At 40.4% G+C, this 22,362-nt stretch carries 23 protein-coding genes; 20 read left to right on the forward strand and 3 right to left on the reverse strand.

What is annotated here, in order from left to right:
• Positions 1 to 92 precede the first annotated feature (92 nt).
• The 3 genes from ACTHRG_RS13375 to ACTHRG_RS13385 are packed head-to-tail and all read right to left on the reverse strand — an operon-like array spanning position 93 to position 3,173.
• A complete protein-coding gene (locus ACTHRG_RS13375; protein ID WP_076257342.1) occupies positions 93 to 2,087 on the reverse strand; it encodes a hypothetical protein in 1,995 nt (664 codons plus the stop codon).
• A gap of 11 nt (positions 2,088 to 2,098) precedes the next feature.
• On the reverse strand, positions 2,099 to 2,677 hold the full coding sequence (locus ACTHRG_RS13380) for a hypothetical protein (RefSeq protein ID WP_076257343.1): 579 nt from the start codon (positions 2,675 to 2,677) through the stop codon (positions 2,099 to 2,101).
• Positions 2,661 to 3,173: a type IV pilus modification PilV family protein gene (locus ACTHRG_RS13385; protein ID WP_076257344.1), complete on the reverse strand. Its 513-nt coding sequence runs from the start codon at positions 3,171 to 3,173 to the stop codon at positions 2,661 to 2,663. The genes ACTHRG_RS13380 and ACTHRG_RS13385 overlap by 17 nt, the downstream gene beginning before the upstream one ends.
• Positions 3,174 to 3,304: 131 nt before the next feature.
• On the opposite strand from ACTHRG_RS13385, the gene ACTHRG_RS13390 reads away from it, so the two are divergent.
• The 20 genes from ACTHRG_RS13390 to minD all read left to right on the forward strand — a co-directional run bounded on the left by ACTHRG_RS13390 (position 3,305) and on the right by minD (position 22,324).
• The gene (locus ACTHRG_RS13390; protein WP_440231327.1) at positions 3,305 to 4,600 is read left to right on the forward strand and encodes a hypothetical protein; all 1,296 of its coding nucleotides are present in this window, start codon (positions 3,305 to 3,307) and stop codon (positions 4,598 to 4,600) included.
• Entirely contained in the window at positions 4,597 to 5,331 is a 735-nt protein-coding gene (locus ACTHRG_RS13395; RefSeq protein WP_440231328.1) for a PRC-barrel domain-containing protein, read from the forward strand. Before ACTHRG_RS13390 ends, ACTHRG_RS13395 begins: the two co-directional genes overlap by 4 nt.
• Positions 5,332 to 5,350: 19 nt before the next feature.
• On the forward strand, positions 5,351 to 6,724 hold the full coding sequence (locus ACTHRG_RS13400) for a VanW family protein (protein ID WP_440231329.1): 1,374 nt from the start codon (positions 5,351 to 5,353) through the stop codon (positions 6,722 to 6,724).
• Between the two features lie 21 nt (positions 6,725 to 6,745).
• Complete coding sequence (locus tag ACTHRG_RS13405) at positions 6,746 to 8,407, forward strand: GspE/PulE family protein (protein ID WP_440231331.1); 1,662 nt, start codon at positions 6,746 to 6,748, stop codon at positions 8,405 to 8,407.
• 9 nt (positions 8,408 to 8,416) lie between these two features.
• On the forward strand, positions 8,417 to 9,472 hold the full coding sequence (locus ACTHRG_RS13410; RefSeq protein WP_440231332.1) for a type IV pilus twitching motility protein PilT: 1,056 nt from the start codon (positions 8,417 to 8,419) through the stop codon (positions 9,470 to 9,472).
• Positions 9,459 to 10,664: a type II secretion system F family protein gene (locus tag ACTHRG_RS13415; RefSeq protein ID WP_440231333.1), complete on the forward strand. Its 1,206-nt coding sequence runs from the start codon at positions 9,459 to 9,461 to the stop codon at positions 10,662 to 10,664. Before ACTHRG_RS13410 ends, ACTHRG_RS13415 begins: the two co-directional genes overlap by 14 nt.
• Positions 10,665 to 10,769: 105 nt before the next feature.
• Positions 10,770 to 11,195, forward strand: a complete 426-nt coding sequence (locus tag ACTHRG_RS13420) for a prepilin-type N-terminal cleavage/methylation domain-containing protein (protein WP_440231334.1) — start codon at positions 10,770 to 10,772, stop codon at positions 11,193 to 11,195.
• Between the two features lie 10 nt (positions 11,196 to 11,205).
• A complete protein-coding gene (locus ACTHRG_RS13425; protein WP_440231335.1) occupies positions 11,206 to 11,928 on the forward strand; it encodes a prepilin peptidase in 723 nt (240 codons plus the stop codon).
• An 88-nt stretch (positions 11,929 to 12,016) separates the two neighbouring features.
• A complete protein-coding gene (pilM, locus tag ACTHRG_RS13430; protein ID WP_076257353.1) occupies positions 12,017 to 13,012 on the forward strand; it encodes a type IV pilus biogenesis protein PilM in 996 nt (331 codons plus the stop codon).
• 3 nt (positions 13,013 to 13,015) lie between these two features.
• Entirely contained in the window at positions 13,016 to 13,675 is a 660-nt protein-coding gene (locus tag ACTHRG_RS13435) for a PilN domain-containing protein (RefSeq protein WP_076257354.1), read from the forward strand.
• The gene (locus ACTHRG_RS13440) at positions 13,672 to 14,451 is read left to right on the forward strand and encodes a pilus assembly protein PilO (protein WP_440231336.1); all 780 of its coding nucleotides are present in this window, start codon (positions 13,672 to 13,674) and stop codon (positions 14,449 to 14,451) included. The genes ACTHRG_RS13435 and ACTHRG_RS13440 overlap by 4 nt, the downstream gene beginning before the upstream one ends.
• A 26-nt stretch (positions 14,452 to 14,477) precedes the next feature.
• A complete protein-coding gene (locus ACTHRG_RS13445) occupies positions 14,478 to 14,924 on the forward strand; it encodes a type II secretion system protein (protein ID WP_076257356.1) in 447 nt (148 codons plus the stop codon).
• A gap of 128 nt (positions 14,925 to 15,052) precedes the next feature.
• Positions 15,053 to 16,135 carry a hypothetical protein gene (locus ACTHRG_RS13450; RefSeq protein ID WP_076257357.1) on the forward strand — a complete coding sequence of 361 codons (1,083 nt, stop codon included), beginning with the start codon at positions 15,053 to 15,055 and terminating at the stop codon, positions 16,133 to 16,135.
• Positions 16,136 to 16,358: 223 nt separating this feature from the next.
• The gene (locus ACTHRG_RS13455; protein ID WP_076257358.1) at positions 16,359 to 16,931 is read left to right on the forward strand and encodes a Maf family protein; all 573 of its coding nucleotides are present in this window, start codon (positions 16,359 to 16,361) and stop codon (positions 16,929 to 16,931) included.
• A 51-nt stretch (positions 16,932 to 16,982) separates the two neighbouring features.
• Positions 16,983 to 17,672 carry a RadC family protein gene (gene radC / locus ACTHRG_RS13460; protein ID WP_076257359.1) on the forward strand — a complete coding sequence of 230 codons (690 nt, stop codon included), beginning with the start codon at positions 16,983 to 16,985 and terminating at the stop codon, positions 17,670 to 17,672.
• Positions 17,673 to 17,833: 161 nt separating this feature from the next.
• A complete protein-coding gene (locus ACTHRG_RS13465; RefSeq protein ID WP_076257360.1) occupies positions 17,834 to 18,856 on the forward strand; it encodes a rod shape-determining protein in 1,023 nt (340 codons plus the stop codon).
• A gap of 331 nt (positions 18,857 to 19,187) precedes the next feature.
• The gene (gene mreC / locus ACTHRG_RS13470) at positions 19,188 to 20,072 is read left to right on the forward strand and encodes a rod shape-determining protein MreC (protein ID WP_076257361.1); all 885 of its coding nucleotides are present in this window, start codon (positions 19,188 to 19,190) and stop codon (positions 20,070 to 20,072) included.
• Entirely contained in the window at positions 20,069 to 20,584 is a 516-nt protein-coding gene (mreD, locus tag ACTHRG_RS13475; RefSeq protein WP_076257362.1) for a rod shape-determining protein MreD, read from the forward strand. Before mreC ends, mreD begins: the two co-directional genes overlap by 4 nt.
• A 257-nt stretch (positions 20,585 to 20,841) precedes the next feature.
• Entirely contained in the window at positions 20,842 to 21,519 is a 678-nt protein-coding gene (gene minC / locus ACTHRG_RS13480; RefSeq protein WP_048010999.1) for a septum site-determining protein MinC, read from the forward strand.
• 1 nt (position 21,520) lies between these two features.
• Positions 21,521 to 22,324, forward strand: coding sequence for a septum site-determining protein MinD (gene minD, locus ACTHRG_RS13485; RefSeq protein WP_076257363.1), 804 nt, complete (start codon positions 21,521 to 21,523; stop codon positions 22,322 to 22,324).
• The last annotated feature ends 38 nt before the right edge of the window (positions 22,325 to 22,362 follow it).

Raw genomic sequence — 22,362 nt, forward strand, 5'->3', positions numbered from 1 at the left:
CCCCATTCAATATAGGAATCATCTTCTAGCTGCTTAACCTCTTTTTTTATATTGTCCTTGAAATAGGTGCCAGTTTAGTCAGCACCTTTTTCTCATTCTATTAATAGTTCATCAGAAAATATTTGAAGATGTTTTACAATTGGAAGGGTATCTATTCGCTGCAGAAGTACATTTTGATCGTAGTTCACAATAAAACGGGAATACTTATCCAGTTGAGATGATCTTGAGGGCAGCTCTTCGATGGACTTTACTTCACCGCGAATAGCGTTAATTATCAGCTTTTCTTTGGCAAAAATGCCTCCATTGATATAAAACAGCGAACCTACCCCATATAATTCTGCATCTTTTTCTGTATAGAAAAATCCTTTTAAAGGTTTTATCCTTTCATCTTCAGGGACATATGGCATTCCAGCTTCATCATCAGGATCGAAATTGCCGAATTCATTTATGCGTGTGAGCAGTAAATCATCTTTAGCCATCAGAACAAGCTGTTTTGTGTTGTTTTCCGATCCTAAAACATTTACATTCGATATTATTGCACGCTTGCCTGCGTATACAACAGAATCAAAGATTACCTGATCATTTTCTGAAGGTTCTCCAGTTTCATCACCATTTATTGTAAAGGATTCGTTGGAGATTATGGTTCCTGTCATTTCAATCGAAGTATTAAGAGCATTAATAGCTGTGTTTTTGCCTGACAATATATCACCGTTGACCTTAATGCCTTTACTGAAAAGTTCGTCACTATTCTGAGCATAGGATTCTATAATAATATCCTTTGCCGAAATAATATTTTCATTCACCTCAAGCTTGCCATTAAAATTGACTAGGTGAGTTCTCCCGGTTACAAATATATCCTCGTTTATCGTTAAATCTGTAAAATTCACGAGATAAAGGTCACCATAAACAATCAGCTTTTCATTCAATTCAAGAGAAGTATCCTCTGCCATAATCACCACATCCCCCTGAATAAGGCCGTTTAGCAGGGAAGCATCTTTGGGTGTGTTTATAAGGTAACTTTTAAAATCTGATTCATTATTAGTGCCTATTTCCTGCAAGATCTCGGGAAGCCCGGATTGCTTTTTTACTTGTTCCTTAATCAGAGTATTTATAGCGAAAGAAGAAAGAATTCCGGATTTTATCTCTTCTGAAAACGTATGGCCATTTCCGGTTCTGAAGGCAGGAATCCCCTTTGATGATAGTAATTCATTGGCTTCTTCATTCATCGTTTTTTCAAAATCGATATTAATAAACTGGCTGTCATGCTTAAGCTCAGGTACATGGTCTTTATAAAAATTCTTTTTTTCGAGCAGCGGAAGAAGGTTCGCTGTTGAACTATATAAATCCCCATTAATTGAGGACATATTCGTATCCTGTTTCTGATTCCTTCCATCACGCAATTCGTATTCAGCATCATCATTTAATGTTAATCGGTTAGCATACACATTTCCGGAGAAGTTTGCTGAACCATTTAAAAATAGACCGGAGCCATTATCATCAGAAAAAGAGCCGGCAGCATATTTCAAAAAACTAGGAAGGGGAGACAGGATGAGCCTCTTCCTGAGAGTCCGTGTAATCTTACCTTCTGTTTCAACAGGATTTTTAGTAACTATAATGATGTCTAATACTCTTGTAAAATCATTTTCCAGTTCAATATTAAATGTATCATAATCAGATATGTCATCCATGCAAGGTGTGGAGGAATCGATAAAGCTTGCACTGCTTCCTGACAGGTCAATAATATTCAAACAGCTTATATTTTCCTTTGTACTATAACGCAGAATTAAGTCATCTTTCAGCTTATTCTTCAGGTCTATATCAAAGTCACTCCGCACATAAAGTTTTCCTTCAATGTCCTTTCTCCGGTAATCTTCAAGTGGAAGGTTCGGCAGAATTCCTGCCAATTCGGAGGTCAATTGGTCGATTACCTTTACAGAATCATATGTTATGGTGATATCACTCTCCCTCGTTTCCGTTCTTTTGGCCCCTCCCAGAGAAGCTGCCAGAATACTCATTCCCAAAACGGTAAATATAAGGGACATTAACAAAACAGTAATAAGGGTATTGCCCCGCTCATTTTTCAGCAAATGATCACCTCTTAAAATCCAAACTTACTATTAAGCTCTAATTTTTCTTCAAGCCTTTCATGATCGAGCTTTAGCATTAAATCAATCATTCCCTGCGTACATTCTTCCTCATTTTTATCAGTAGACTCAGAACATGAAATTCCTAATGCGGATTCGCTGAAATCAGCTGCAGAAGTAATCTCTGCGCTATCAATTGAGATTGCTTTCCGGCTGCTGTCATTTTCAGAATCAGTTATTTCAATCCTGATCACCTGCTCCTCTTTATTTTCAGTGTTTTGATTTATGGTATAAAAAGTCTGCTGTTCTTTCTCTTGTTTAGTTAAAGATGTACTTGATGAATTTACCAGCTCAATGCAATTTTTTTCGCCGCATTCTCTGACATAGTCAAAAGGAAAAGAATAAAATGTGTTCATGATCATTGTTGCTGTATAATCGGCATCATCCCTAAGCTGCCCTTCAATGCCAATCTTATTGTAGAGCTTGTACCCAGAAGTGAATACTCCATAAATAATCGGAAGGATAATGCTGCTGATAACCAAAACGGCAAGCAATTCATAAAGAGTGGCACCGCGCTCATCGAAGATCTTCACTTTTTATTTCTCCTTCTATTTCTGTAGATTCTTCTTTTCCGTTGATCTCCCAGGTCACTGTCGCTTCCAGAGGCACAAAAAAGGAAGAATGTTCCCCTTTGGCGGGATTAGTATTCTCAACTTCGTTTTTTGGTAAATTAATAGTTATATTGTACTCAATATTATTTACTATAATTGGACTGCAGTTTGGTTCAGGAGTTTCACCATTCCAAAATATTTTATAAGAACGATCACAAATTAGAAGATTAAGGTAATGATCTTTGTCATTTCTAAACTCTTCCCTTACTTCTATAAAACTTTCTTTCTCAATATGCATTAGTGCATTTCTTGCAACATTGACAGCTGCCGTTTTCTTTTCATTCATATTGGTATAAGTGTAAGCCTGAGAAAAAAACTTCATGGTACCCATTAAAACTATCCCTAATATTGTTAGTGAAACAAGTACTTCCACAAGAGTTAAGCCTTTTGAACTAGTAAGTAATTTTTTAAATTTCATAGCCCACTCCTTCTTTCAAAATACCTATTTGTATTATACAATATTTAATAGCAAGATTTGTATTTATAGGTCGAATTATGCATTTTTTGATAGGTTTAGCTGTTAAGTCTTAAAAAGAAAGGAGAGATGGAATGGTCACCCTTGCATTTGCTTTGGCATCTTTAGTTTTCATTATTCCTGCTGTTTATTTCATTCCTTCGGGCTTAACTAAAAAAGGAAAAATGTATGTCATTGTGGTTTCCATTTTGCTGGGCATGTTTGGGCTGACAGCAAAAGAATTGTTTTCTGAATGGCAGGCAGCACTTATTCTTTTGCTGCTTTTATTGACAGGTACCTATCTGGCCCATAATAAAATCACAGGATTATTTCATACAGATGAAGAAACAGGTGCTTTTTCCGCAGTCATTATGGAAACAGGAAATGTAAATGAGAATTTGAATGAAAAACATGCATCTGAGGAGTCTGATAAACCTGCTTTGCGTACCCTTGTTCAGCAGGAATCAGAAGAAGGTACTGCAGAATTAAACTTAATAGATTTTAGCAGCGAAGAGAATACAAATAGTCAATTTGACTTAGTTATAGAAAGTATTATTGCAGATCCTTCAGAAGAAGAAAGTCATCAATATGATCTAAATCTGGATGGAATTGAAATTATGCTGTTTGAAGGAGCAAATGAGGATAATGCTCCGCAAATAGATGAAAAAGATACAGAGGAGAACACGTTGGATCCAGCCATGCCGGAGATCGATTATCTGGCAGAACTGGAAGATATGATAAATGAAGAAATAGGAAGTTCCGTTTATTCTGATGTGGTAATTAATGGAACAGAAGATCTGGCTGTTCAAGATGAGATAAAGGTTTCCGATAATGTACTTGAAGAATACTTTGAAAGTCTTAATCCGATGGACGATTCAGATGATTCCAGATCTGTAAATACGGCTGGAGAGCATGAATTCGATTCGGAGGATCCTGTTGAATATGACTCTTCCTTATATACTGATGAAGCGGCGTCTGCTGCTGAAACTGAAATCGGAGTAGACGGTGAAAATAAGCAGGATACGGCACTGGAAGAGAAAATGCAGGCTGCCGAACAGGAAAACAGAGCAGGATTCCAGAGTCAGATGTTCCAGCTGATTGCACCACAGCTTGAGCTGGCACGGAATAACCTGGATAAAGATAGTTACGAAATGTTAGTGATTGGCTGCCTTAACCCTAATATGCAGCCCTCTGATTATTACACCTTTGCGAGATTACTATTTGATCACTATATCATTCATAAAGAGTTTGATAAATTACTGGAATTTGCCGAAGGTCTTGAAGCCAGATTTTCTGCTTATCCTGTCCTTGTTGAGGAAATCAGGTTTATCCAGAAATCCTTTGCTGCTGCAGCCAAGAGAAAAACTATAAATAAGGTGATGTTAAGATGAAAAAAAGTACAGAAATTACAGGTCTTCCTATTATCTCTATTCAGGAAGGCCAGGAAATTGGGACAGTGAAAACATTAGTCATAAATCCTGAAAAAGGTTCAATCGATTTCTTAACAATCGAGCACGAAGATTGGCAAGTCAGTGTAAAGGCCATTCCATTCAAAAAAATTATTGGTATTGGAGAATACGCGGTAACAGTGGAAAGTGACCGTGCGGTAATTGATTTAAATGAAATCCCAATTGCAAATCAGCTGGTAAACAAAAAGATTCGCATTACCCAGACTAAGGTAATGACACGAAAAGGCCAATTATTGGGGGAAACAGCGGAGTTTTACACAGATGAAGATACAGGAAACATTTTAGGTGTTGAAATTCAGCTTTCAGATGCTTCTGCAGTATTAGCTGCTGAAGAAATCTTAACATACGGTAAAGATATTCTTATTGTAAAAGAAGACGCATCTGAAAGATTTCTAAACAGTGTATCATTGCTTGACCCTGTAATGAGCAATGAAGCTCTTCCAAGTGATGGAGAAAACATGGATCAGCTTCAATCATTGAAAAACAAACAAATGGAATTATTAGTCGGCAAAGAATTAGAAGCGGATATCTATGACTTAAATGGAAACATATTGTTCCCTTCCGGCCGGATTTTATCCGAACAGGATGTACAGATTGCTCAAGAAGAAGGCCCAAATGTGGTTGTAAACCTGTCAATGAATGTGAACGCATAATTGAAGGAGGAAGCTCAATGTGAGGAATCCTCAGATTATAAAGCTGTTTTTGATTACGGCACTCTGTACCTCGTTTATATTTAGCTTTTCATATTTTGGAACTGCAGCATACGGAAAGATTTTTTCTGATCAAAGCGAATTTGCTTCCGGAACTTTTATCGGAAACGAAGATATAACAGGTATGGACAAGTCCCGGGCATTATCCTATATATCTGAAAAGCAGGCCCAATGGGTTAATGAAACGGTTCTGTCAATGCAATTTCAGGAAGTAACAAAAGAGGTCAAGGACATCCCGTCTTTTTATCAATTTGATGTAGAACAAAGTATTTCTCTGGCAGTGTCAGGCAAAAAAAATCATCTTATCGCAAAAATAGATGAAGAAAAACTCAATGCTGCTCTGGAAGAAATACTGCCGGAGCTTTATGCAGAAGGCATCGATCAGGATACTCTCATAGCAGACCTTCTTATGTATGCAAACCTGCTTGAAAGCGGGAATCATACGATAAAACTGCAAAACTATTTACCCGGAGACCTTATTGAGGATGAGGTGATTGCTGAATCATCAACTAAAATCTCCGGAAAAGAAAGTGTTATCAATATGTGGACTGGCAATGAGGCCAGCATCGAAGTTGGTCCGTATTCGCAGATTTCTTTTCTTGATCTGGCTGAAGAAAGAGGAAGTCTGCAGTTCGAGGCAGACGAAATGAGCATCATCTCATCTGCTCTTTACAAAGCCCTGCTGAACACCAACTTTATGATTACAGAAAGGCATATAGGAAGGCTGCTTCCGGGATATATTGAACCGGGTTTTGAGGCCAGAGTCGACTCTGAGAAACAAATGGATTTCATTTTTACTAATCCAAATGATCATAAATATGTGATTAATTTTCAGCAGCTTGATAAGCTTTTGTATGTTTCTGTTAAGGGGCCTAAGACGATTTACACATATCAGCCTTCTCTTAAAGATAAGCAGACCTTTAAGCCAAAAACAATAATTCAAATAGATGCCAAGCTGCCATTTGGACAAAAACGAATCGGAGCTGAAGGCAAAGAGGGCATCCTGGTAAATGTATTCCGCGATCAGGTGGATGAAGCCGGAAAAATAATAAGCTCCGAGAAAATAGCGGAAGACTTCTATCCGCCAGTACATGAGGTTCTCATATACAGTCTGGCTATTAAAAAAGATAAGGCGGACACTGATAAGGCGGAAATTGAGCCTGAAAACAGTGTAAGCATTGACGATAAGAAATCAGAATCAGATGGTAAAAAAACGTCAGCTGAACAGAAACCTGACAATAAGCAAAATGAAACAGACGGCAACAAAGGAACCAGCAAGAATGCAAATAAAAATGATGAAGATCTTTGGGGACTAGATAATGAAGCCGTCAAATAAAAAGGTAAGGCAGTGGTGGGTATGAAGCAGATGCGCAAGAGACTGGGAGATTTGCTGGTTGACGCCGGCCTTATCACCGGGGAACAGCTTCAAACATCTCTAAGAGAAAAGGATTCCAATCAAAAGCTCGGCGATGTATTGCTTCAAAAAGGATTTATTACAGAACAGCAGCTGATTGAGGTTCTTGAATTTCAGCTTGGAATTCCCCATGTCAGCTTGTATCGCTATCCCTTTGATACAAAGCTTTTCAGCATTGTGCCAAAAGATGTGGCGAAGCGGAATCTTCTCATTCCATTAAAGAAAGACGGAGAGAAGCTATTTGTAGCTATGGCAGATCCTATGGACTTTTACACAATTGATGATTTGCGGTTATCAACAGGCTTTCAAATTGAAGCAGCCATTGCCACAAAAGATGACATTCTCCGGGCAATTAATAAATATTACGATATGAATGAAGGGTTCGAGGAACTGCTGGGAACAGCGGGGAATCTGGATGCAGCAGAAGATAAGCAGATGGCGGATGAAGATTCGCCTGTCGTCCGGCTTGTCAATCAGATTATTGCCAGTGCAGCTGCTTTAAAGGCAAGTGATATCCATCTTGATCCCCAGGAAACAAAGGTGGTGATCAGATACCGGATTGATGGCGTTTTAAGAACGGAGCGTGTTCTTCCTAAGCATATGCAAAGTGTGCTTTCAGCCCGCATTAAAATCATGTCCAATCTGGATATTACTGAGCACAGAATTCCTCAGGATGGAAGAATAAAGATTAATATTGATTTTCATCCGGTAGACTTGAGGGTTTCCACATTGCCCACGGTGTACGGAGAAAAAATTGTGCTGCGTTTGCTGGATTTAAGCAGTGCTTTGAACGACATCCATAAACTTGGCTTCAATAAATTAAATCTTCAGAGATTCATAGAAATGATTGAAAAGCCTACAGGCATTGTTTTAATAACCGGTCCTACCGGTTCCGGGAAATCTTCTACTTTATATGCGGCTTTAAATCGCCTGAACAGTGAAGAAGTAAATATTATAACGGTTGAAGATCCGGTTGAGTATCAGCTTGAAGGAATTAATCAGATTCAGGTAAATTCCAATGTCGGGATGACGTTTGCAAAAGGTTTACGGGCCATTCTGCGCCAGGATCCCAATATCATTATGGTAGGGGAAATCCGGGATAGGGAAACGGCGGAAGTTTCCATTAGAGCATCACTGACTGGACATCTTGTGCTCAGTACCCTTCACACAAATGATTCATTAGGCTCCATCACCCGTCTTCTGGATATGGGTGTTGAACCATTCCTTGTTGCATCGTCTTTGAGCGGAATTGTGGCACAGCGGCTCGTAAGGAAAGTCTGCCGGGATTGTTCAGAGGAACAGCAGCCGGCTAAGCGGGAAATCGAGATCTTTGCAAAAAGAGGCATAAAACTTGAGAAGGTTGTGCGGGGGAAAGGCTGTTCCTCCTGCAACATGACTGGATATAAAGGAAGAATTGCCATTCATGAAGTGCTGGTTATTAATGATGAGATGCGAAAAATCATTATGAATGGTGAATCATTTTCAAAGCTTCGGGATTACGCAATTAGAAATAAAACAGTTTTTCTTATTGATGATGGACTGCTAAAAGTAAAACAGGGCATTACAACTACTGAAGAAGTATTACGGGTAGCTATACCTGATTAGGAGAACGGTATGAAGACAAAAATAGACTATCTGTTGAGGGCTGCATATGAGCTGAAGGCGTCGGATCTGCATTTGACAGTTGGGGTACCTCCTGTCATACGGATTAATGGTGATTTAAAAAGATATGGGAAAGAAAGTTTGCGTCCGGAAGATACCGAGGGTATGGCTAAAGCCATCATTCCTGCAAACATATGGAAAAAGTTTGAGGAGAATGGCGAGCTGGATTTCTCTTATGGAATACCCGGGCTGTCCCGTTTCAGAGTCAACGCTTATTTTCAGCGGTCATGCATCTCACTGGCCATCCGTGTTGTTCCTACACGAATTCCTGCTTTAGAAGAACTGGGGCTTCCTCCTGTCTTAAAGAAAGTGGCGGAAAAGCCTCAGGGGCTGGTCCTGGTGACAGGGCCGACGGGAAGCGGAAAATCAACGACATTGGCTTCAATGATTCATTACATGAATGAGACAATGAGGAAGCATATTATTACGCTTGAAGACCCGATTGAATATCTTCATAAGCATGGAAATTGCATTATTGACCAGCGGGAAGTGGGATTTGATACAAAGCATTTCGCAAATGGTTTAAGAGCGGCTTTGCGTCAGGACCCGGATGTGATACTTGTAGGGGAAATGCGTGACCTGGAAACCATCCAAACAGCCATAACAGCCGCCGAAACGGGCCATTTAGTGCTTGGTACACTGCATACCTCAAGTGCTCCAGCTACGATTAACCGAATTATCGATGTATTTCCGCCCTCCCAGCAGGCGCAAATCAGAATACAGCTTGCCTCTGTATTAGTGTCGATTATATCGCAGCGCCTTTTTCTCACAGCGGACAGGAAGGGCCGTCATGCAGCTACAGAAGTGCTTATGAATAATTCTGCTGTGTCAAACCTGATCAGAAATGAAAAGATCTACCAGATCGTTAATGTGATGCAAACGTCACGCGCCCAGGGAATGCATACACTCGAGACAAGTATTACTTCTCTATTGGAGAGCGGAAAAATCGCCAAAGAATCAGCATTGCCTTACATACAGGAAAAGGTGACTGATCATGCCCCGCTATAAATACAGCGGGCGTGACCGCAAAGGGAAGAAGTCTGGAATCGTGACAGCTGTTTCTAGAAGGGAAGCCATGCTTCAGCTGAAGGAAAGCGGTATAAGGATTCAGGATGTTCAGGAAGTGCCGGAGACGTTTTTAACAAAAGAAATAACAATTGGCAATCCGGTCAAGCTCCAGGACTTTGTCATCTATCTGCGCCAGTTTGCCACTTTGCTGAAAGCGGGGGTCACAGTTGTAGAATCAACCGCTATACTTGCGAAGCAAACTGAAAGCAAAGCACTCAAGAGGGCATTAATAGCTGTCGAACAGGATTTACGTGATGGGCTTCCGCTTTCAGATGCTGCATCAAGGCATAAAAAAATCTTCAGCGGAATGTTCGTCAATATGATCAAAGCAGGAGAAGCAGGCGGAAACATGGACGAAACGCTCGAAAGGCTTGCGGTCCATTTTGAAAAGCAGCATTACACAAAGCAGAAAATCATATCAGCACTTGCCTACCCGATAACTGTCGGCATAATAGCTATTGCAGTAGTTATCTTTCTGCTTGTTTCTGTTGTGCCTACTTTTGTGGAAATGTTTAAGGACTTCGGAGGAGAGCTCCCTGCCATTACACAATTTGTTCTCAGTTCCAGTGAGTTTATGCAGCAATACTGGTGGTTTGTCATCATCTTATTCTTGGCATTCTTTATGAGCATTGTGTTTATTCGCAACAATAAAGCTAGTAAATATTATCTTGATTATTTCCTGCTGAGAATGCCGATCTTCGGGAAGATCCTTCAGAAAGCAGCCATAGCAAGAATGACAAGAACCTTAAGCTCATTATTTTCCAGCTCTGTGCCGATTCTGCAGGCTCTAAGCATTGTTGAAAGCATTGTAGAGAATGAGGTAATGGCAAAGGTGATTGCGAAATCAAGAGATTCACTGGAGCAGGGGAAGTCTCTGACGGAACCGATGAAAAAACACTGGGTCTTCCCGCCGCTTGTATCGCAAATGATTGCGATCGGGGAAGAATCAGGATCGCTGGATGCGATGCTTGGGAAGGTAGCTGACTTTTACGAAAAAGAAGTAGAAAGCGCCACAGACAGATTAAAATCACTCATTGAACCGCTCATGATTGTCTTTCTGGCCAGCATCGTGGGGACTATAGTCACATCTATTATGGTGCCAATGTTTGAAATCTTCCAGCATGTTGGATAAAAATTTACAAAATATTAAAAAATTCGACTGTTCACAGTTATAGTATTTAGTATAATAGTACCATAACAGGAAAAATAAACTAATAGTTTGAGAGGGAGAGAAAAAATGCTTAAGAATCTAAGAAAACGACTTAAAGATCAAAAAGGATTAACTTTGATTGAATTGCTTGCGGTTATTGTTATTTTGGGGATTATTGCGGCGATTGCGATTCCTAGTATTGGGGGAATTATTCAGAATTCCAGAGAGGACGCTGCGAAGGCTGATGCTATTCAGGTGTTAAACGCTGCAAAGCTATTTGTAGCAGCAAATGGCATACCCGCTGATAACTCATTAGAAGCAACAGATTTAAATCCTTTTATAGATCAAGTTAGTTTACCCGACGGATATTCAGTTGCAGTTAATCAAACAGGGGGAGAAACTACTTACGAATTAACTACAACTTCAGCATTAGATGGAATAACATTTACTGGTGCCACAATTGATGAGATCAATCGTGATAATGGTAATGATGCTAGAACAATTGGTAATTAGTAGTTTTTTGATGGGTACCATCCTAGGCTCCTTCTACAACGTAGCAGGCCTAAGAATCCCGCAAAACCAGTCAATTGCAGCACCGCGGTCCCATTGTCCGCACTGTAAGCATACTCTATCACCTTTGGAGCTTGTTCCAGTCTTATCGTATATATTTCTTGGCGGAAAGTGCCGGCGCTGCAAGGCGCCGGTTTCAGCCATATATCCGGGTGTTGAGCTTTCAACAGGAATCTTGTTTGCCGCTGCACCAATGATTATGGGCTGGACTGCTGAATTATTTGTTGCCTGGACGCTGATTTCTCTTGTAATTATTGTGTTTGTATCTGATTTTAAATATATGATTATTCCAGATAAAGTTTTGCTGTTTTTTACTGCTGTCTTAATAGCAGAACGCATTTTTATACCGCTTTCTCCATGGTGGGACAGCATAGCCGGTGCAGGACTCGGTTTTTTCCTTCTCCTGCTGATAGCTGTAATCAGCAAAGGCGGCATGGGCGGCGGGGATATAAAGCTGTATGCTGTCATTGGTATTGCTTTAGGTGTAAAGCTTGTTTTGCTTTCATTTTTCCTGGCTACATTATTCGGAGCCGCCATTGGCGGTCTTGGCATGATAGTAGGAATTGTCCAAAAAGGCAAGCCCATACCCTTTGGGCCATTCATTGGGATTGGGACTTTACTGGCTTATTTTTATGGCAGAGAAATAATTGTGTGGTACTTTCATTCATTCCTATAAAGGGCATGGCATTTTGAAATAAGAGCTGGACTATTCCGGCTCTTATTTTTCCCTAGGCCAATCTAACATAATTAAGGAGTTTTTCATCATGGCAATGCGATTTCTTCCCGGAAAAAAGAAGCATGTAAATTTAATTATCAAAGACCATGTAATTCGATATGCAGAACTGAAAAGTCAGCGTGATTTGGATCTGGCAAGATGGGATGAACGGTTTTTGCCGCCGGGGATTATCAAGGATGGGAAGATCCTGGATTATGATACACTTGCTCTTATCCTTGAAGAATGCGTCAATGAGTGGAAAATAAAAAGCAGGCAGGTATATTTTACTGTACCTGATCCTTTTATTGTATTAAGAAAGCTGACCATACCAGGGGATGTCCAGGAGGATGAGATTAAAGGCTATTTATATATGGAACTCGGCACCAGCATACATCTGCCTTTTGAAGAGCCTGTTTTTGATTATCATGTTCTCAGTTCAAATCAGAAGGGTTCATCCGAAATCCTGCTGTTCGCTGCTCCTGAAGAGATTGTCATGGAATATACAGAGCTATTCGAGGGTGTCAAACTCCGTCCCGCAGCTGCAGATATCTCTTCTCTCGCACTGTATCGTCTTTATTGCAGCTATTTTGAAGAACAGCAATCAGAAGCTATTATGCTCATTCAGATTGACCTGAATTCTGCAGTGTGCAGCATTTTTGAATCAGAAATCCCGGTATTTATGAGAAACATTGCGATTGAGACAGACTTAACCAAGTGGGTAACAGCAGCAATGCCTAATGGAGAAAAGAAGCTGGAATACAGCGGTAAAGAAGAAGAAGTGCTGCATCCTCTATTGGATATCTACAATGACATTGAAAAAGTAATGAATTTTTACAGATATTCATTAAATCAGGGACAGCGCCAAATTAGCAGAATCATCGTAACCGGCGACCACCCATGGCTTGAGAATATTTATAGGGATATAAAAAACAGAATGGAAGTGCCAGTTGCTTCTTTCCAGGACTGCCTGAACAGCGGACAGTATGAGCTGCTGAAGCAATCAGCTTTCCATGTGAATATCGGACTTGGCTTAAAAGAGGGATAGCGCATGCAGGTTGACATTAATCTTCTTCCTCAAAGGGAAAAAAGAACCAAAAACATCTATATTATTTTAGGTACTATTGCTGTCTTGCTTATTGCTGCATTCTTGTTTGTATATCTAACAGTTGAAAAGAAGAACACTGAGCTTCTTCAAATTGAGAAAAGAATAACCCAGACAAATGAAATTCTTGAAGCTCAGCAGGCAAAGCTTGCAGAATATCAATCTTCCAATGCGGCAGAAGAGCTGAAAATTGCTATTGAATGGGCAGAAAAGCAGCCATTTGAATTAGTCTATCTTATGGAACAGATCACAAGGCTTCTTCCTGAACGAGGATTCGTGATTGAGTTTGAGCTGGATGAAGAAAATAGAGTCAAACAGATTGTTCAATTTGACGCGAAAAGCGAGGCCGCCTATTATTTGCATAGTCTGACAGAATTGCCGTGGATTGATGAAGCGATTATAAGCGAAGCTAAAACTGCAGACATCTTAAAAGACGAAGCAGCTGAACTTAGAAAACAGGCAAACATACAGCCGAGATATTATGCAGAATTTGAATTAAGAATTAACCCGGCATTGCTTAATGAGGCCGCCGAAATGGATGAAACCCAAAGTACAGAGGAGAAGGATTCCTCCGCGCAGCAAGGGGAAGGAGCTGATTCTCCGTGAACCGGGAAATTTCCAAAAAGCAGCTTGTATTTGTTTTGCTTGCATTGGTTTTTATAGCGGGAATAGCATTTGGAAGTAATTATCTCTTTATCAAACCGGTGAACGAAAAAATGGCCAGGAAGCAGTCTGAACTGCAAATGGCCACTCAGCAATTAACCATTATTGAGAATAATCTTCAGCAGCTGAATGAGCAGACCGTATTGAGTACGGTAGAGCTTCAAAAGCAGGTTCCTGTCAAAAGGCTTCTGGATCAGCTTCTTTTGGATATCGAAAAATCTGAAATTATTTCAGATGTTAATATCATAGAAATGAAGATGAATGGTACTGAAAGTGATGAAGAAATCGACCTTTCTGAAGAAGAAGGGAATCAGCCTCAGGAAGAAAATTCTGAAACGGAGGGTTCTAAAGAAATCTCAGAAACAGATCCATTGATAGAAGAGAAGCTTCCAAATGGTATTAAAAAGGTTTCGATTGTCCTAAACGGGCAGGCAGATACTTATTTTGAAATGGAAAGTTTCATTAAAAATTTATTGGATTTAAAGAGGATTCTTAGGGTGGAAAGTTTGAAATATACGGGCTTTGATGAAATTGTGAGTGTCCTGCAGGAAGACCAGATGGTTGAATTTGAATTGGCGATAGCGGCCTATTACTACCCTGAATTGACAGAGTTGCAGAAGGAGCTCCCGCCTTTGGATACTCCGAGAATATCAAATAAAAGGAATCCATTAAGCAGCTTCTCTGAACTGGAGGCTGAGGAGGATAATCAGACACCTTAACCAAAAAACGAAGAGAGGTCTAGTATATGATAACTGCTGCTAGACTAAACCATAAAGGGTTTACATTGATTGAAGTGCTGGCCGTCATAGTCATATTGGGCATCATTTCTTTAATTGCCGTCATTTCAGTTAATAATGTCGTTCAAAGAGTGAAGGATCAGGCATTTGTGGGAAATGCTCTTGCATTAAAGGAATCAGCGGAGCTTTATATAAGAAATGAAATCATCAGCGGAGGTATGCTGCCGGAAAAAGTAACATATTCAATGCTCGCTGATGCTGACTTCATTGAACCGATCAGAGATCCTGATACAAAAAATCTGCTGCAGCCTTCGGAGAGTACCTATGCTGTTGTCAGCGGAAAATCGATAACAGCTGTTTGCTTTATAGGAGAAAAGCGGAGTTTATGCTACTCAAATGGCAATGAAGGTATTCCCATAAATAAATTGGATCCAGAATTCATTACTGAGAATTAGCCAAAAATCCGAATGAAAAATTTGACGAAATCCTTCCGTAACAAGACGACAAAAGTCTTGTTATTTTTTTTTTTCATTATGTTAGGATGGAAACAATTCAGGAAACGGTACGGAAGGGAGGATGAGATGTGGACAAGCCTAAAAGCGAAAAAACAATCACGATAAAGATTAATGGCAAGGACCGTCCGTTTCAGGAGAAAAAGGAAGAAATGAAGGAAAAATCATGGGATCCGAGACAGCTGGATAGACAGAAAAAGCAGGATCAAACTGAATTTTTCGCTTCCATACAAACAGCGGCCGGCAAAGAGGCGGATGACAGCTTTGACTGGATTCTGCCTGAGGAAACGGAAGATGCGGATATAAAGGAATATAAAATAGCAGCTCCTCCTAAATTACCAGCTAAAAATGGTCTGAGTACACTGGCCAGGAAATTCCGGGGAAGAAATAAGCAAGGATTCTTAACATCCATTTTTCTCGCTGTCTTTTTTGCGGTCCTTCTTGGGACAAGCTTCGGATTCATCATGCTGAAGCTGGTATTCACAGATCAGGCAGCTGAAACTGTGGAGGCGCCTCCAATTAATGAAAAGCCGGCAGAAGCAAGTCTGCAGACTCCTGCAGGATCTGCGGGTTTAGAAACAATTGCAACATATGTAGTTCAAGGGGGCGTTTTTTCAAACAGCGAAGCTGCTCAGCAAATCAAGGATGCCAACTCTCAAAAAGGGGTTTATAGCCAATCCATAACAATGGGAGAGCAGACTTTTCTTTTCTTAGGGGTATCAGGCAGCCTTGATAAGGCGAAGGAAATAGGAGCTGATCTTAAAAGCAAGGGAATTGATGTATTTGCTAAAGAAGTAACCTTTGAAGGCAAAGCAATTGAAGGAGTAAATGCCGAAGAGAAAAAACTGGCTGAAATTGCTCCTGTTTTATTTCAAAGCCTGTCAGAAGGTGCAGCCAGTGCAACTCTCGGCAGCTCCATAACCCCTGAAACGGCTGAAAAAATAGAAAGCCACATCAAGTCAGTGAATGAACTTCAGGCCGATAAAATTCAAAATAAAAGCCTGATTTCGGTTAGAGAAGAACTATTGAATGCTTCAAAGCAACTGGAAACCTACCAGCAGTCAGGTGATGCTGCAGCAGCAGGTAAAATTCAGGAGCACCTGCTTGGGTTTCTTGCGGCTTATCAGTTACTTCTTCAGTCAGGCGGGCAGTAAGGACCCGGCATATTGTGCCATAAGGTTATAAGATTCGAATATTTTCTGGGAAATATCACATATTAAGCGGAGTCTGTTCGGGAAATTTAGACAGACTCTTTCTTTTTGTCATTATTTGATATGAAAATACCGTAAATTTCTTCTTTAAAATTGTTTGTCTGGCAATTTTTTGATACGATAAACCTGTATCTCCCAATATGATACATAAAGGTAAGGTGATTACATGCAAAACCTCATTTTAGCCTCTTCTTCCCCGCGGCGAAAAGAACTTCTTGAAAATCTTCATTTGCAATTTGAAGTCTCCAGCAGTGATGTCGATGAAAGTTTTGATCCAGTGCTGACACCAGGAGAGATCGTGAAGGAGCTTGCCCATAGAAAGGCAAAGGCTGTATTTAATAAGCACCCTGATTCATATGTAATTGGATCAGATACAGTGGTTGTTAAGGACGGCGCTGTTTTAGGAAAGCCAGACAGCAGCAAGGCAGCCTTCATTATGCTGAAAAGTCTGTCTGGAACCACTCATTCTGTTTACACAGGTGTATCTATCATGACGCCTGGAAAAAATGCCATTACATTTTATGAAAAAACTGATGTGGTGTTCTGGGAGTTAACAGATGAAGAAATTAACTCTTATATTGGCACCGGTGAACCGTTTGACAAGGCAGGGGCATATGGGATACAAGGCATTGGCAGCATGCTTGTAAAAAGTATAAGCGGAGATTATTTCTCTGTTGTCGGTCTTCCTGTCTCCAGAACGGTTCGTGAACTGAGGAAAGCGGGATATTCGCTTCCTTAATATACTTCATTCATCTTCAGCTCCCTGAGCCCAGAGTTTAGGGAGGACAATATGCAAACAGATTCTCTTTTAATTAAAGATTTTCCTCAGGATGAGCGCCCTCGTGAGCGCTTTGTCCAAAATGGTCCAGAGAGCTTGTCCAATCACGAACTGATAGCAATATTACTCAGAACAGGCACGAAAGATGAATCAGTTCTGCAATTAGCGAATAGGCTTCTTACCCAATTTGAAGGACTTCGGCTGTTAAAGGATGCATCCCTGGATGAAATAACGGCCATTAAAGGAATAGGATCGGCAAAGGCAATTCAGTTGCTGGCAGCAGTTGAAATTGGCCGGAGAATTTCAAAGCTCACATATGATGACAGGTATATTATCCGTTCGCCTGAGGATGGGGCAAATTATGTCATGCATGAAATGCGATTTTTGTCTCAGGAGCATTTTGTATGCCTTTATTTAAATACAAAAAATCAGGTGCTTCATAAGCAGACCATCTTTATTGGAAGCCTGAACGCTTCAATCGTACATCCCAGAGAGGTCTTTAAGGAGGCATTTCGCAGGTCGGCTGCGTCCATCATCTGCATTCATAATCATCCGAGCGGCGATCCGACTCCAAGCAGGGAAGACATTGAAGTAACCAAAAGACTTGCAGAGTCCGGAAAAATAATCGGCATCGATGTGCTGGACCATCTGATCATCGGTGAAAATAAATTTGTCAGTTTAAAGGAAAAAGGGTATTTATAACACTATGTTTTTGTTTGACGTTAAGATATAATATTGGTTATGATTTTTGAGATGCCTTGCATTTTTGGAGGCGGATTGTACTAGAAAAATAAAAGAAAATTCCATTAAAAAACCTTACTTAGGAAAATGAGCAATTTGTATCAGAAAGGGAGATACCATTTATGTTTGGAATCGGTACTAGAGACCTTGGAATAGATTTAGGAACAGCTAATACACTTGTCTATGTTAAAGGAAAAGGAATTGTTGTCAGAGAGCCGTCAGTAGTTGCACTGCAGACAGATACTAAAAATATTGTAGCCGTCGGTAATGACGCTAAAAATATGATCGGTCGTACTCCCGGCAATATTGTTGCGCTGCGTCCAATGAAGGATGGCGTTATTGCCGATTATGAGACCACCGCTGTCATGATGAAATATTATATTAAACAAGCCAATAAAAATAAGGGCTTTTTCTCAGGGAAGCCGTATGTAATGGTTTGTGTACCATCAGGTATTACAGCCGTTGAAGAGCGCGCGGTTGTCGATGCAACCCGCCAGGCAGGCGCTCGCGATGCTTATACCATCGAAGAGCCGTTCGCCGCAGCAATCGGAGCTAATCTTCCTGTTTGGGAACCTACAGGAAGCATGGTGGTTGATATAGGTGGAGGAACTACGGAAGTAGCCATCATTTCCTTGGGCGGAATTGTTACAAGCCAATCGATCCGCATTGCCGGTGATGAAATGGATGATGCGATTATCAATTATATCCGCAAAAATTACAACCTGATGATCGGTGACCGTACAGCAGAAACAATTAAAGTGGAGGTAGGCTCTGCCGGTGATCCGGATGGCGTCGAAAACATGGAAATTCGCGGACGCGATCTGTTGACAGGTTTGCCAAAAACAATTGAAATTACTGCTGATGAAATCTCGAAAGCATTGAATGATACAGTATATGCGATTGTGGATGCAGTAAAAAACACTCTTGAAAAAACTCCTCCTGAACTGGCAGCAGATATTATGGACCGGGGTATTGTCCTGACTGGCGGTGGAGCGCTTCTTCGAAATCTGGACAAGGTAATCAGTGAAGAAACGAAAATGCCTGTCCTTATTGCAGAAAATCCATTGGACTGTGTTGCAATTGGGACCGGAAAAGCTCTTGATCATATCGATTTATTCAAAACAAAAGCTAAAGAATCCAGATAAAGTGAAACTTCAATCAGTGGGGGAGGTTTTTTATCCACACTGATTGTTAGTTGAACCAATCGGGCCTTTATGGGCAGTTTGACCCAACTTATCCTCCTGTGATTTTCCGATAAATAATTGAAATGAGGGTACTACTGCCCGTTAGACTGCGATAATAGAGTTCTGAATAAGTAAAATAATAAAGCCCATTCACTTCTTTAAAGTGCATGGGCTCAAATTTGGTTTTTTATTGAGCTTCAAATGATATCTCTGCAGATATATGTTATATTTTGTTGAGCAGTGCCTAAATGGCGCAGGATTTCCTGAAAAAATACTATTCGAGGTGTAAAGAATGCCACAGTTCTTTCTGAACAAACGCCTGATTATTTTGCTTGTCAGCATTATTATTCTCGTGGCATTGATTGGATTTTCTTTAAAGGATAGAGAAAATTTGACCTGGCCTGAACAATTTTTAAAAGATACTACCGGGTTTATACAAAATGCTGTTTCCAGCCCCGTGAATTATGTGGCAGGATTCTTTGAAAATGTCGAAGACTTGCAAAATACATACAAAGAAAATAAAGATCTGAAAAAAAGGCTGGATGAACTTGCAAGACTTGAGTCTGAGGTTCAGAGGCTGAAAAAGGATAATACGGAACTTCAAGAGATTTTGGATAAGAAAGATTCTTTAAGTGAATTTGAGCCAAAGCAGGCAACAGTAATAGGAAGAAATCCCGACAGATGGCATGAGTTGCTTATTATCAATAAGGGGAAAAATGCCGGAATTGAACCGGACATGGCGGTCATTACCTCAAAAGGCCTGATTGGCAAAGTAAAAAGCAGCAATACATTTACTTCAACCGTCCAGCTTCTTAGTTCAATGGATCCGACCAATCGCATCTCAGCTAAGATTCAGGCAGGCGAGAAAAACTTTTTCGGTCTGATTGAAGGCTATGATGATGATAAAGGTCTTCTTTTGCTTAAGAAGATTCCTTATGATGCGAAGGTTGAAAAGGATCAAAACGTTATTACATCAGGTCTGGGCGGTGTTTTCCCTGAGAGTCTGCCGATTGGGAAGGTTGTAGATGTTGTTCCGGATGAATTTGGTCTGACTCAAACTGCATATGTTAAGCCAGGAGCAGACTTTTATGATATCGGACATGTAATGGTCGTTAAAAGAGGGGCATCACAGCCTGAACTATTGGAAATGGTTGATGAGAAGGAGGAGGAACTGTGAGAAGATTCCTTCTTCCTCTCATTCTCCTGGCCTTATTTATTGGTGAAAGCATATTTGTTCAAGTAACTCCGCATGATTTATTAGGCAGCGGAAAAATAGCAGTTCCCCGCTTTCTGATGGCTGCATTGCTTTTTTTGACCATTTTTGGCTCGAAAAAGCATGGAATTCTTTACGGCCTATTATTCGGGATGCTTTTTGATATTGTATATGTTGAAATTATCGGCATTTATTTGTTTCTATTTCCGGTCATTGCTTTTATTACAACCAAACTAATGAGAATTCTTCAGACGAATATAGCGATGGCTTCCATAATTGTGCTTTTGGGCATCACCCTCCTTGAGGCCGGTGTTTACCAGATGAACTTACTAATTCACCATACTGATATGGAATTTGCAGTCTTTCTTTCGTCCCGTCTCCTGCCTACTCTGATATTGAATGCCATTTTTATTATTATAGCTGTCTACCCATTTAAAAGACTTTCTGAAAAATTTGCAGATAGCTTAAACGAATAATTGTCTGAAGTGATATAATTTCACAATGAGAGAAAGAAACCGGATTACTCCGGTTTCTTTTAAATGAATAATTTTCAGTAAAAAAGGGATTTAGAAGGTTTCTGTCGAATTCTACCTTTATGTGCAAATAAGGATAAGGAAAATCGACATACTTTTTATAAAATCTCTCGGCGGGCTGTATTTGAAGTAAAAGTCTGCTTAAAAATAGAGTGCATCAGCACGAATGTGTTTCTTATCATTGAGGTGAACATCTTGAAATGAAAAAAAACCAAAACGTTACTATAAAAGGCACGAAAGATGGACTGACTTTGCATCTTGATGATTCCTGCTCTTATGGAGAGCTTAAGAAAGAGCTTGACAGAAAGCTTTCAGAAAACTCCAGATCTGTTGAAGACCGGCTTCTTTCCGTTAGGGTACAAGTCGGCAACCGTTATCTCACAGAAGAGCAGCAGGAAGAATTGAAGGAGTTAATCAGGCAAAAGAAGAACCTGATTGTTGAGTCTATAAGCTCCAATGTCATTACCAAAGAAGAAGCTGAAAAACAGAAGGAAGAAAACGAAATTGTATCTGTTGCGAAGGTGATTCGTTCGGGGCAGGTTCTCGAAACTCCTGGAGATTTGCTTCTTATCGGAGACGTAAATCCAGGAGGCACTGTTATGGCAGGAGGAAACATCTTTGTTATGGGGGCTCTAAAGGGCATAGCCCATGCCGGATGCCATGGAAATAATGAAGCCGTGGTGGTAGCTTCGCTTATGAAGCCGTCCCAGTTAAGAATCAGCAATTGTATTAACCGTGCCCCTGACAATGATCAGGAGGAAGAAAAACGGGAAATGGAATGTGCTTACATTGATGAAAATGATCAAATTACAGTAGATAGATTACAAGTTTTGATGCATCTAAGACCTAATATAACTAGATTGCAAGGGGGAAGCTAGGATGGGAGAAGCGATTGTCATTACGTCCGGAAAAGGCGGAGTCGGAAAAACGACTACTTCCGCAAATGTAGGTACTGCTCTGGCCCTTCAGGGAAAAAGAGTGTGCCTGGTGGATACAGACATTGGCCTTCGAAATCTTGATGTGGTAATGGGGCTTGAAAACCGCATTATTTATGATCTGGTCGATGTAGTGGAAGGCCGGTGCAAAATACATCAGGCTGTTGTTAAAGACAAACGGTTTGAAGATCTGCTGTATTTGCTTCCTGCTGCTCAAACAAGTGATAAGACAGCTGTTACACCCGAACAAATGAAAAAGCTGGTCGATGAATTAAAGCAGGATTATGATTATATTGTTATAGACTGCCCTGCCGGAATAGAGCAGGGGTACAAGAATGCGGTTGCCGGTGCAGATAAAGCAATTGTTGTAACCACTCCGGAAGTTTCAGCTGTGCGTGATGCCGACCGGATTATCGGCTTGCTTGAAAAAGAAGAAAATGTAGAGGCTCCTAAACTGGTAATAAATAGAATTAGAAGCCATATGATGAAAAATGGCGACATGCTTGATGTTGATGAAGTAACTGCGCATTTGTCGATTGATTTAATCGGAATTGTGGCAGATGATGATGAAGTAATCAAGGCATCAAATCATGGTGAGCCCATTGCTTTAAACCCTAACAGCAAAGCTTCGGTTTCCTACCGTAATATCGCCCGCAGAATCCTTGGTGAAGCTGTACCCCTTCAGCCTCTTGAAGAAGAGAATAAAGGTGTATTTTCAAAACTGAAAAAGTTTTTTGGAGTAAAGTAATAATATCAATTGAACCAAAGCCGGGGAGCCATCTCCGG

This window comes from Cytobacillus sp. SAFR-174 (assembly GCF_051964675.1).
In the GTDB taxonomy this organism is placed as follows: domain Bacteria; phylum Bacillota; class Bacilli; order Bacillales; family Cytobacillaceae; genus Cytobacillus.

What these genes read in the sequence shown, in the direction of transcription:
- ACTHRG_RS13385 (WP_076257344.1), bottom strand. Translation starts at nt 3,173, where the DNA reads ATGAAATTTAAAAAATTACTTACTAGTTCAAAAGGCTTAACTCTTGTG.
- ACTHRG_RS13390 (WP_440231327.1), top strand. Translation starts at nt 3,305, where the DNA reads ATGGTCACCCTTGCATTTGCTTTGGCATCTTTAGTTTTCATTATTCCT.
- ACTHRG_RS13395 (WP_440231328.1), top strand. Translation starts at nt 4,597, where the DNA reads ATGAAAAAAAGTACAGAAATTACAGGTCTTCCTATTATCTCTATTCAG.
- ACTHRG_RS13405 (WP_440231331.1), top strand. Translation starts at nt 6,746, where the DNA reads ATGAAGCAGATGCGCAAGAGACTGGGAGATTTGCTGGTTGACGCCGGC.
- ACTHRG_RS13410 (WP_440231332.1), top strand. Translation starts at nt 8,417, where the DNA reads ATGAAGACAAAAATAGACTATCTGTTGAGGGCTGCATATGAGCTGAAG.
- ACTHRG_RS13415 (WP_440231333.1), top strand. Translation starts at nt 9,459, where the DNA reads ATGCCCCGCTATAAATACAGCGGGCGTGACCGCAAAGGGAAGAAGTCT.
- ACTHRG_RS13420 (WP_440231334.1), top strand. Translation starts at nt 10,770, where the DNA reads ATGCTTAAGAATCTAAGAAAACGACTTAAAGATCAAAAAGGATTAACT.
- ACTHRG_RS13425 (WP_440231335.1), top strand. Translation starts at nt 11,206, where the DNA reads ATGGGTACCATCCTAGGCTCCTTCTACAACGTAGCAGGCCTAAGAATC.
- pilM (WP_076257353.1), top strand. Translation starts at nt 12,017, where the DNA reads ATGGCAATGCGATTTCTTCCCGGAAAAAAGAAGCATGTAAATTTAATT.
- ACTHRG_RS13435 (WP_076257354.1), top strand. Translation starts at nt 13,016, where the DNA reads ATGCAGGTTGACATTAATCTTCTTCCTCAAAGGGAAAAAAGAACCAAA.
- ACTHRG_RS13445 (WP_076257356.1), top strand. Translation starts at nt 14,478, where the DNA reads ATGATAACTGCTGCTAGACTAAACCATAAAGGGTTTACATTGATTGAA.
- ACTHRG_RS13455 (WP_076257358.1), top strand. Translation starts at nt 16,359, where the DNA reads ATGCAAAACCTCATTTTAGCCTCTTCTTCCCCGCGGCGAAAAGAACTT.
- radC (WP_076257359.1), top strand. Translation starts at nt 16,983, where the DNA reads ATGCAAACAGATTCTCTTTTAATTAAAGATTTTCCTCAGGATGAGCGC.
- ACTHRG_RS13465 (WP_076257360.1), top strand. Translation starts at nt 17,834, where the DNA reads ATGTTTGGAATCGGTACTAGAGACCTTGGAATAGATTTAGGAACAGCT.
- mreC (WP_076257361.1), top strand. Translation starts at nt 19,188, where the DNA reads ATGCCACAGTTCTTTCTGAACAAACGCCTGATTATTTTGCTTGTCAGC.
- minC (WP_048010999.1), top strand. Translation starts at nt 20,842, where the DNA reads ATGAAAAAAAACCAAAACGTTACTATAAAAGGCACGAAAGATGGACTG.
- minD (WP_076257363.1), top strand. Translation starts at nt 21,521, where the DNA reads ATGGGAGAAGCGATTGTCATTACGTCCGGAAAAGGCGGAGTCGGAAAA.